The sequence below is a fragment of the Cellulomonas jepli genome (assembly GCF_047229345.1).
Taxonomy (GTDB): Bacteria; Actinomycetota; Actinomycetes; order Actinomycetales; family Cellulomonadaceae; genus Cellulomonas_A.
On sequence record NZ_JBFTER010000145.1, the window covers coordinates 1 to 10,328 of the forward strand.

At 74.7% G+C, this 10,328-nt stretch carries 8 protein-coding genes; 6 read left to right on the plus strand and 2 right to left on the minus strand.

Translation table 11 applies throughout. The features are described 5' to 3' along the window. Positions 1-80: 80 nt before the first annotated feature. Positions 81-2,333 carry a carbon starvation CstA family protein gene (locus AB6N24_RS21675; protein ID WP_412871436.1) on the minus strand — a complete coding sequence of 751 codons (2,253 nt, stop codon included), beginning with the start codon at positions 2,331-2,333 and terminating at the stop codon, positions 81-83. A 219-nt stretch (positions 2,334-2,552) separates the two neighbouring features. Here AB6N24_RS21675 and AB6N24_RS21680 point away from each other — a divergent pair, with 219 nt between their 5' ends. From AB6N24_RS21680 to AB6N24_RS21705, 6 genes are all read left to right on the plus strand, one after another. Beyond that, complete coding sequence (locus AB6N24_RS21680; protein WP_412871437.1) at positions 2,553-2,987, plus strand: hypothetical protein; 435 nt, start codon at positions 2,553-2,555, stop codon at positions 2,985-2,987. Further along, entirely contained in the window at positions 2,984-3,331 is a 348-nt protein-coding gene (locus tag AB6N24_RS21685) for a winged helix-turn-helix domain-containing protein (protein ID WP_412871438.1), read from the plus strand. Before AB6N24_RS21680 ends, AB6N24_RS21685 begins: the two co-directional genes overlap by 4 nt. A 133-nt stretch (positions 3,332-3,464) precedes the next feature. Further along, complete coding sequence (locus AB6N24_RS21690) at positions 3,465-4,808, plus strand: nicotinate phosphoribosyltransferase (RefSeq protein ID WP_412871439.1); 1,344 nt, start codon at positions 3,465-3,467, stop codon at positions 4,806-4,808. 2 nt (positions 4,809-4,810) lie between these two features. Continuing rightward, a complete protein-coding gene (locus AB6N24_RS21695; RefSeq protein WP_412871440.1) occupies positions 4,811-5,422 on the plus strand; it encodes an isochorismatase family protein in 612 nt (203 codons plus the stop codon). Beyond that, positions 5,419-6,231 (plus strand): NUDIX hydrolase, encoded by an 813-nt coding sequence (locus AB6N24_RS21700; protein WP_412871441.1) that lies wholly within the window; start codon positions 5,419-5,421, stop codon positions 6,229-6,231. The genes AB6N24_RS21695 and AB6N24_RS21700 overlap by 4 nt, the downstream gene beginning before the upstream one ends. Beyond that, entirely contained in the window at positions 6,228-8,204 is a 1,977-nt protein-coding gene (locus tag AB6N24_RS21705; protein ID WP_412871442.1) for an NAD+ synthase, read from the plus strand. The genes AB6N24_RS21700 and AB6N24_RS21705 overlap by 4 nt, the downstream gene beginning before the upstream one ends. A 169-nt stretch (positions 8,205-8,373) precedes the next feature. Here the strand turns inward: AB6N24_RS21705 and ilvD are convergent, their stop codons facing one another. Continuing rightward, a complete protein-coding gene (gene ilvD, locus AB6N24_RS21710) occupies positions 8,374-10,143 on the minus strand; it encodes a dihydroxy-acid dehydratase (protein WP_412871443.1) in 1,770 nt (589 codons plus the stop codon). Positions 10,144-10,328: the final 185 nt, after the last annotated feature.

Below are 10,328 nucleotides of genomic sequence, written 5' to 3' on the forward strand. Positions count from 1 at the left end.
CCGCACGCCCGCCCGCCCGGTGACGCGCCCGGGCCCGCGGGTGGACACCCCCGAGCCGGCACGCAGCTCGCCCGCCGCGCTCATCCGTGCGCCCCGGCCCGCGCGGGACGCGGCCCCTCGGCGTCCCAGAGCGCCTGGATCTCGCGCTCGGCGTCCGTCGGCACCATGCCGGTGGGCGCGAAGATCTGCGAGGGCGCGTCCGGCTCCTCGCTCGTCGGCAGACCGCCCGCCCGGACCGCCCGCACGCACACCACCGCCGCAGCCAGGACCGTGATCAGCACGAGGACGGCGAAGAGGATCGACAGCGTCCCCTGCACCGCGGTGTTCCGGATGACGGCGTCCATCGCCTCGGGCGTCGCGGCCGACCCGAACGACTGCTCGCCGGCCTCGCGGGCCGCCCGGAACGCGTCGTGCTGCGCCCAGTACCCGAGCCGCGGGTCGGTCGAGAAGATCTTCTGGTAGGACGCCGTCATCGTGACCACGAGGTCCCAGACGAGCGGGAGGCCCGGGATCCAGGCCCACCGGAACAGCCCCTTCTTGACGACGACGGTGAACACGACGGAGAGCGCGATCGCGGCGAGCAGCTGGTTCGCGATGCCGAACAGCGGGAACAGCGTGTTGATGCCGCCGAGCGGGTCCGTGACGCCCATGAGCAGGATCGCGCCCCACCCCGCGACGACGAGCGCCGAGCACAGCCACGCGCCGACGCGCCACGACGGGTCCCGGAACCGCTGGGCGGGCCCGCCGAGGTTGCCGAGCGAGTCCGAGAGCATGAAGCGCGCGACGCGGGTGCCGGCGTCGACGGTCGTGAGGATGAACAGCGCCTCGAACATGATCGCGAAGTGGTACCAGAACGACGCGAGCGACGACCCGCCGATCGCGCTCGCGAGGACCTGCGCCATCCCGAAGGCGAGCGTCGGGGCGCCGCCGGTGCGGGAGATGATCGACTCCTCGCCGACGTTCTCCGCCGCCCCGGCGATCTCCTCGGGGGTGATGTCCGGGCCGCCGAGCCCGAGCCCGTTGACGTACGCGGCCGCCGCCTCGGGCGTCCCGCCGGTCAGCGCCGTCGGGGCGTTCATGACGAAGTAGAGGTGCTGGTCGATGACGACCGCGGTGACGAGCGCCATGATCGCGACGAACGACTCCGTCATCATGCCGCCGTACCCGATGAGCCGCGCCTGGCTCTCCTTCTCGAGGAGCTTGGGCGTCGTGCCGGACGCGATGAGCGAGTGGAACCCGGACAGCGCCCCGCACGCGATCGTGATGAACAGGAACGGGAACAACGAGCCCGCGAACGCCGGGCCGTTGCCCTCGAGCGCGAACGACGAGACGGCGGGCGCCTGGACCTCGGGGCGCACGAGCAGGATGCCGACGGCGAGCAGGACGATGGTGCCGACCTTCATGAACGTCGACAGGTAGTCGCGCGGCGCGAGGAGCAGCCACACCGGGAGCACCGAGGCGGCCAACCCGTACGCGACGAGCAGCCAGGCGATCGTCACCTTGGACAGCGTGAACCAGTCCTGGCCCCAGTCGGTCTCGGCGACCCAGCCGCCCGAGACGATCGCGAGCAGCAGCAGCACGAGCCCGATGAGCGAGACCTCGCTGACCCGTCCGGGCCGCAGGAACCGCAGGTAGACGCCCATGAACAGCGCGATCGGGATCGTCATGGCGATGGAGAAGATGCCCCAGGGGCTCTCGGCGAGCGCGTTGACGACGACCAGGCCGAGCACCGCGATGATGATGATCATGATGACGAAGACCCCGACGAGCGCGGCGATCCCCCCGACGCGGCCGAGCTCGTCGCGGGCCATCTGACCGAGGCTGCGCCCCCGCCGGCGCACCGAGATGGACAGCACGAGGAAGTCCTGGACCGCGCCGCCGAGCACGCAGCCGATCACGATCCAGAGCGTGCCGGGCAGGTAGCCCATCTGCGCGGCGAGGACGGGGCCGACGAGCGGCCCGGCGCCGGCGATCGCCGCGAAGTGGTGCCCGAAGAGCACGCGCCGGTCGGTCGGCATGAAGTCCTTGGCGTTCTCGTACCGCTCCGCGGGCGTCGCCCGGTCGTCGCGCGGGTGCACGATCTTCCGCTCGACGAAGCGCGCGTAGAACCGGTAGGCCACCGCGTAGGTGCAGACCGCGGCGACGACGAACCACACCGCGTTGACGGTCTCGCCGCGCACGACCGCGATGACGGACCAGGCGACGGCCCCGACCAGCGCGATCACCGCGAACACGATCTTCGAGCGGACCGGCATGGGGCGCCGGTCGATCACCCCGACGGGGAGCGCCCCCTCCTCGGTGCGCAGCACCTCGACTCCGGACGCGTCGGACATGGGCCCTCCCGGGACGGCTCGCGCCACGCGCCCCGAGCCCCCTGGCCCGCGTCGGCAGCGACGTGACGCGCGTCACGCTATCCCCGGGGACGCGCGCACGCCTACGGACCCGGTGCGGCGCGCCGGGACGACCCGGTGCGCCGCAGCGAAACTTCTTGCACAAATGGAAAGTACATGCGAGTGTGAACACACGTTCCCGTCCCACCCCAGGAGACCGCGATGACCACTATGCACCCGCCCACGCCCGACGAGGCGCGCGCCCTCCTCCGCTCCACCGCGACCTCGGCCGCCGCGGTGCGGGACATCGGCGGCAACCGCCACGCGCAGTGGCTGACCGGCCACGCGGTCGCGGTGTTCTCGTACTTCGCCGCGCTCGCGACCGCCGACCAGGACGTCGAGGTGCTCGTCCCGTCGCTGGCCTACGCCGCCGCCCTCGCCGTGCTGAGCGTGACGCTCCTGCCGGGCGCGACGGTGAGCAAGTCCGGGATGGGCCGGCGCTGGCTCCGCGCCCTGCTGTGGTGGGGCGCGGTCTACGCCGCGTGCATGGTCGTCGGGCTGTACCTCTTCCGCGCCGAGCCGGCCTTCTGGCTCCCCGCCGCCGTGGTGACCGCGCTGCCGCTCGCGCTCGGCGCCCTCCGGGAGAACCGGGCATGACGGCCGCACCGGCATCCGACGGGGCGCTGCCCGCCCCGGACGTGGTGGGCGCCAGCGCCCGCGTGCGGCTCGACGAGGTCATCCACGCCCCCGTCCGGCTGTCCATCGTGGCCGCCCTCGCCGCGACCGACGAGGCGGAGTTCGGCGCGGTCCGCGACGCCGTCGAGGTCTCCGACTCCGCGCTCAGCAAGCACGCGTCCGCGCTCGAGCAGGCCGGCTACGTGGCCGTCCGCAAGGGGTACGTCGGGAAGCGGCCCCGGACGTGGCTCAAGCTCACGCCGTCCGGGCGCGAGGCCCTCGCCGCGCACCTCGCGGCGCTGCGCAGGATCGCCGGGGGGGCCTGACGTCCCGAGCGGCGGCGGCACCTGGCGCCCGCAAGGGGACGGCCGACCGGCGGCGAGGCGTGACGCACGTCACACACGTTTTATGGTCAGGTTGACCATTAGAATCTGGCGCGAGACACCGCCATGGAGCAATATGGTCGCCATGACCACAACGACGAGCACGGCACTGCTCACCGACCACTACGAGCTCACGATGCTGCGCGCCGCGCTCGCCGACGGCACCGCGCACCACCGCTCGGTCTTCGAGGTCTTCGCCCGGTCCCTGCCCGCCGGCCGCCGCTACGGCGTCGTCGCCGGGCTCGGCCGGGTCGTCGAGGCCATCGGGTCGTTCCGGTTCACCTCCGAGCACGTCGCCTGGCTGCGCGAGAGCGGCATCGCCGACGACGCGACCGCCGCGTACCTCGCGGGGTACCGCTTCACGGGGAGCATCGACGCGTACCGCGAGGGCGAGCTGTACTTCCCGCACTCCCCCGTGCTGACCGTGACCGGCACGTTCGCCGAGTGCGTCCTGCTCGAGACGCTGGTGCTGTCGATCCTCAACAGCGACTCGGCCGTGGCCTCCGCCGCGGCGCGCATGGTCAGCGCCGCGAACGGTCGCGTGCTCCTCGAGATGGGCAGCCGCCGGACCGGCGAGCACGCCGCGGTGGCCGCCGCCCGAGCGGCGTACGTCGCCGGGTTCGACGCCACGAGCAACCTCGAGGCCGGCTTCCGGTACGGGATCCCCACCCGCGGCACCGCGGCGCACGCCTTCACCCTCGCCCACGCCGACGAGCCGGCCGCGTTCGCCTCGCAGGTCCGCGCGCTCGGCGCCGGCACCACGCTGCTCGTCGACACCTACGACACCCGCGAGGGAGTCGTGCACGCGGTCGCCGCCGCCGGCCCGGACCTGGGCGGCATCCGCATCGACTCGGGCGACCTCGCCGCCGAGGCGCGCGCCGCCCGGGCGCAGCTCGACGCGCTCGGTGCGGGGACGACCCGCATCGCCGTGACCGGGGACCTCGACGAGCACGGCATCGCCGCCCTGGCCGACGCCCCGGTCGACGTCTACGGCGCCGGGACCCGGCTCGTCACCGGCTCGGGCCACCCGACCTGCGGCATGGTCTACAAGCTCGTCTCGATCGCCGACCGTCCCGGCACGGACGCGCCGATGCGCGCCGTGGCGAAGCGGTCCGCCGGCAAGGCCAGCGTCGGCGGGCGCAAGGTCGCGTACCGCGGCCTCGACCACGCCGGGTACGCCTCGCGCGAGAACGTCGTCGTCCGCCACCTGCCCGACGCGCCCGAGGCCGGCCTCGGACGGGCGCTGCAGGTCCCGGTCGTGCGCGGCGGGAACGTCGTGCACCACCCGTCGCTCGCCGAGATCCGCGCGCACCACCGCGGCGCCAAGGCCGAGCTCATGCCGCTCGACCTGGACCTCGCCCCCGGCACGCCGCGCCTCGCCGCCGACCCCACCGCCCTCACCCCCACGACAGGAGCCTGACCATGACCACCGCCCTGATCGTCGTCGACGTCGAGGTGTGCTTCGCCGAGGGCGGCACGCTGCCCGTCGCCGGTGGTGCCGCCGTCGCCGCGGCCGTCACCGCCCACCTGGCCGCGCACCCGCAGCGCTACGCGCGCGTCGTCGCCTCCCGGGACTGGCACGACCCGCTGCCCGCGACGAACGACGGCCACTTCGCCGTCCCCGGCACCGAGCCCGACTACGTCCGCACCTGGCCCGAGCACGGCGTCGCCGGCACCCCGGACGCCGAGTACCACCCGGGCCTGCGCCTGCCCGCCGGGACCGTGCACGTGGTCAAGGGCATGGGCCGTGCCGACTACTCGGCGTTCGACGGCGTGCAGCTCGACAGCCTCGGCACGGACCGTCCCCTGGGCGTGCTCGACGCGCTCGACGGCGTCGACGTCGTCGAGGTGGTCGGCATCGCGACCGACCACTGCGTGCGCGCGACCGCGCTGGCCGCGGCCGAGGCGGGCTTCGCGGTCCGGGTCCTGACGGACCTGACCGCCGGAGTGGCCGTCCCCACGACGATCGCGGCGCTCACCGACCTCGCGCAGGCGGGCGTCGAGCTCACGACGTCGTCGGCGGTGGCGTCATGAGCCCCGCCGCGCAGGCGCCCGAGGGCTACGACCCCGGCGAGTACCCCGTGTTCTTCGTGACGGTCGACACCGCGATCTTCACGGTGCGCGACGGCGCCCTCAAGGTCCTGCTCGTGCAGCGCCAGGACGACCCGTACGCCGGCTGCTGGGCGCTGCCCGGCGGGTTCAAGAACCCCGACGAGACGCTCGACGAGGCCGCGTGGCGCGAGCTCGCCGAGGAGACCGGGGTGACGACGAGCGGCTGGCACCTCGAGCAGCTCGGCTCGTTCGGCGACCCCCGGCGCGACCCCCGCGGCAACATCGTCACCGTCGCGTACGTCGCGTTCGCGCCCGACCTGCCCGACCCGGTCGCCGGGTCGGACGCCCGCGACGCGCGCTTCTGGGACGTCGACGACCTCGACCTGCCGAGCCTGCAGGGCGGCAACCACGACCGCGGCCTCGAGGACGCCCCCGAGCTCGCGTTCGACCACACCGTCATCGCCGCCCGGGCGGTGGACCGCGTCGCGGCCAAGCTCGAGTACACGACCCTGGCGACCGCGTTCTGCCGGCCGCAGTTCACGCTCGGCGAGCTGCAGCACGTCTACGAGGCCGTGTGGGGCGTGCGCCTCGACCGGTCGAACTTCCGCCGCTGGGTCCAGCAGACGACGGGTCTCGTGCGCCCCGCCGACACCGACACCCGCCGGACCTCCGGGGGCCGCGGGCGCCCCGCCGCGCTGTTCGAGGCGCGCGCGGAGCTCGGCACCCTCTACCCGCCGCTGCTGCGGCCCGACGACGCCCGCGCGCTGCGCCCGGCCAAGGAGACCCGATGACGACCCTGCGCGTGATGCTCGCCCAGACCACCACCCGCGTCGGTGACCTGCCCGGCAACGCGGGGACCCTGGCAGCCGCGGTCGCCGCGGCGGAGCAGGCGCGCGCCGACGTGCTCGTGACCCCGGAGATGGCCGTCACGGGCTACCCCGTCGAGGACCTGCTCGCCGAGGCCGAGCTCGTCGGCGCCGCGATGGACGCCGTGACCGGCGTGGCCGCGACGACCGGACGGACCGTCGCGCTGCTCGGGTCGCCGTGGCACGTCGGGCGCCTGCCGGACGCCGGCGGGGCCGGTGCGCTCGGCTGGTCGGCCGACGCGCTCGAGCGGCCGCTGCGCAACGTCGCGGCGGTGGCCCACGGCGGGCGCGTCGTCGCGGCGCACGCCAAGTCGCTGCTGCCCACCTACTCGGTGTTCGACGACGCTCGCCACTTCGCGCCCGGCGCGCGCCGCCAGTCCCTGTACACGGTCCGCACGCCGGACGGTCCGGTCACGTTCGGCGTGCTGATCTGCGAGGACGTGTGGGACCCGGCGCTCGCCGTCGAGGCTGCCGCGGCGGGCGCGCAGGTCCTGCTCGTGCCGAACGCGTCGCCGTACCACGTCGGCAAGCCGGCGCTGCGGCTCGCGCAGGTCGCGGCCGCCGCACGCGCGGCCGGGGTCCCGATCGCCTACTGCAACACGGTCGGGGGCCAGGACGAGGTCGTGTTCGACGGCGGGTCGTTCGTCGTGGACGTCGACGGCCGGCTGCTGGCGCGGGCGCAGTCGTTCGTGGCCGACGAGCTCGTGATCGACGTGCCCGTCGCACCGCGGCGCGACGCGGGCCGCGCCACCGACCCGGGGCGGCCGGCCGCCGGCTCAGCCGGGCTCGCGTGGGGCACCGGCCGCGTGGCCGGCCCGAGCACGGGCCCGTCCGACGTCGTCGACCTCGGCGTCACGCACGCGAGCCGCGCGCCGCTCGCCCCGCCGGTCGTGACCCCCGCCCTGGACGTCGACGCGGAGGTGTACGCCGCGATCGTCACCGGCTTCGGGGACTACTGCCGCCGCGTGGGGCTGCCGCGCGTCGTGCTCGGCCTGTCCGGCGGGATCGACTCGGCGCTCGCCGCGGTCGTCGCCGTGGACGCGCTCGGCGCCGACGCGGTGTGGGGCATCGGCATGCCCGGCCCGTACTCGTCGGCCGGCTCGGTCGACGACGCCCGCGAGCTCGCCGTGAACCTCGGCATCCGGTTCGACGTCGTCCCGATCGTGGACGCGTACGCCGAGCGCCGCGACGCGCTCGGCGGGCTGCTGGCCGGCGCGGCCGGTGCGGGGCGCTCGCCGTCGGGGACCGTGGACCCGGTCGCGTGGGAGAACCTGCAGGCCCGGCTGCGGGGCACGACGCTCATGACGGTCGCGAACGCCACCGCCGCGCTCGTCTGCACCACGGGCAACCGGTCGGAGTCGGCCGTCGGGTACGTCACGCTCTACGGCGACAGCTGCGGGACGGCGCCGAACCCGCTCGGGGACCTGCTCAAGACGACGGTGACCCGGCGCGACGGGAGCGTGCTGCCGGGCGTGTACGGGCTCGCGGCGTGGCGCAACGCGCAGGCGGCCGAGGCCGGGCAGGTGCCGCCGATCCCCGCCGCGACGCTCACCAAGCCCGCGTCCGCCGAGCTCGCGCCGGACCAGCAGGACACCGACTCGCTGCCGCCGTACCCGGTGCTCGACCGGCTCCTGCTCGCGTTCCTCGAGGACCACGCGACCGCCCAGGAGCTCGCCCGGACGCTCGTGGACGAGGACGGCTGGGAGGTCGGCGCGGCGGTCGCGACGGTCAACCGGGTCCTCGCGCTCGTCGACCGCAGCGAGTTCAAGCGGCGCCAGGCCCCCGTCCGCATCAAGGTGTCGAGGCTCGCGTTCGGGCGCGACCGGCGCATGCCGATGGCGAACCACTGGTCGCACGCACGCGCGGTGGTGCCGGAGCGGGCGGCGCTGCCGGTCTGACCCAGCCGGTCGATGCGGCCGGTGCGTGCGCGGCTCCCGGCGGGCGAGCGGCCTCGGTCCGCGCGCGGCGTCATCGGCCGTGGGCCGGCCGGTGGACGGGCACGACGAGGCCCCGGGCGCCTGGGCACCCGGGGCCGCGTCGTACCGGCCTCGGTGGGGCGGACGCGGATCAGATCAGCACGGCGCCCTTCGACGCGGACTGCACGAGCTTCGCGTACTTCGCGAGCACCCCGCGCGTGTAGGTCGGGGGCAGCGGGGCCCAGCCGGCCTTGCGCGCCTCGAGCTCGGCGTCGTCGACCAGGACCTCGAGCGTCGCGTTCGCCACGTCCAGCCGGATCCGGTCACCGTCGCGCACGAACGCGATGGGGCCGCCGTCGACGGCCTCGGGGGCGACGTGGCCGACGCACAGGCCGGTCGTCCCGCCCGAGAATCGCCCGTCGGTCAGCAGCAGCACGTCCTTGCCGAGGCCTGCGCCCTTGATCGCGCCCGTGATCGCGAGCATCTCGCGCATGCCCGGCCCGCCCTTGGGGCCCTCGTAGCGGATCACGACGACGTCGCCCGCGACGATCGTGCCGTCCTCGAGCGCGTCCATCGCGGCGCGCTCGCGGTCGAACACGCGCGCGGTGCCCTCGAAGACGTCGGAGTCGAAGCCCGCGGACTTCACGACGGCACCCTCGGGCGCGAGCGAGCCGTGCAGGATCGTGATGCCGCCCGTCTTGTGGATCGGGTCGCCCATCGCGCGCAGGATCTTGCCGTCCGGGTCCGGGGGTGCGATGTCCGCGAGGTTCTCCGCGATCGTCTTCCCGGTGACCGTGAGGCAGTCGCCGTGCAGCAGCCCGGCGTCGAGCAGCGCCTTCATGATGACCGGCACGCCGCCGATGCGGTCGACGTCGTTCATGACGTAGCGGCCGAACGGCTTGAGGTCGCCGAGGTGCGGGACCTTGGCGGCGACGCGGGAGAAGTCGTCGAGCGTGAGGTCGACCTCGGCCTCGTGCGCGATCGCGAGCAGGTGCAGCACCGCGTTGGTCGAGCCGCCGAACGCCATGACGACGGCGATCGCGTTCTCGAACGCCTCCTTCGTCATGATGTCGCGCGCGGTGATGCCGCGGCGCAGCAGCTCGACGACGGCGGCACCGGACTTCTCGGCGAAGGCGTCACGGCGGCGGTCGGCCGACGGCGGAGCGGCCGAGCCGGGCAGCGACATGCCCATCGCCTCGGCGACCGACGCCATCGTGTTCGCCGTGTACATGCCGCCGCACGCGCCCTCGCCCGGGCACACGGCGCGCTCGATGAGGTCGACGTCCTCGCGGCTCATGAGCCCGCGGGCGCACGCCCCGACGGCCTCGAACGCGTCGATGATCGTGACGTCCTTCTCGGTGCCGTCGGTGAGCTTCACGAAGCCCGGCGCGATCGAGCCGGCGTAGAGGAACACGCTCGACACGTCGAGGCGCGCGGCCGCCATGAGCATCCCGGGCAGCGACTTGTCGCAGCCGGCGAGGAGCACCGAGCCGTCGAGCCGCTCGGCCTGCATGACGGTCTCGACCGAGTCGGCGATGATGTCGCGGCTCACGAGCGAGAAGTGCATGCCCTCGTGGCCCATGGAGATGCCGTCGGACACCGAGATGGTCCCGAACTCGAGCGGGAACCCGCCCGCGGCGTGCACGCCGACCTTGACGGCCTTCGCGAGGCGGTCGAGGGACAGGTTGCACGGCGTGATCTCGTTCCACGAGCTCGCGACGCCGATCTGCGGCTTCGCGAAGTCGTCGTCGCCCAGGCCGACCGCGCGCAGCATCCCGCGCGAGGCCGTGGCCTCGAGCCCGTCGGTGACCGTGCGCGAGCGCGGCTTGAAGTCGATGCCGTCGATCGGGGTGGGCGCGGGCGCCGACGGCGGCGTCGTCGAGCGCGGCTGGGTGCTGTCAGCGGACACGGACGTGGTCATGCTCGCGAGTGTAGGTCGGCTCCGGAGCGCGTCGGGCGGAGGGTCGCACTGCGGACCGCACGCGTGCCCCGGGGCGGTCCGACGGTGCGGGAGCGCCCCGCGGCGTCCGACGGGTGGGGCGGCCGCCGGCCGGCGCCCCGCCCCCCCCGCACCACACATCCCCGCCCCCCCGGCCCCCCCCGGGG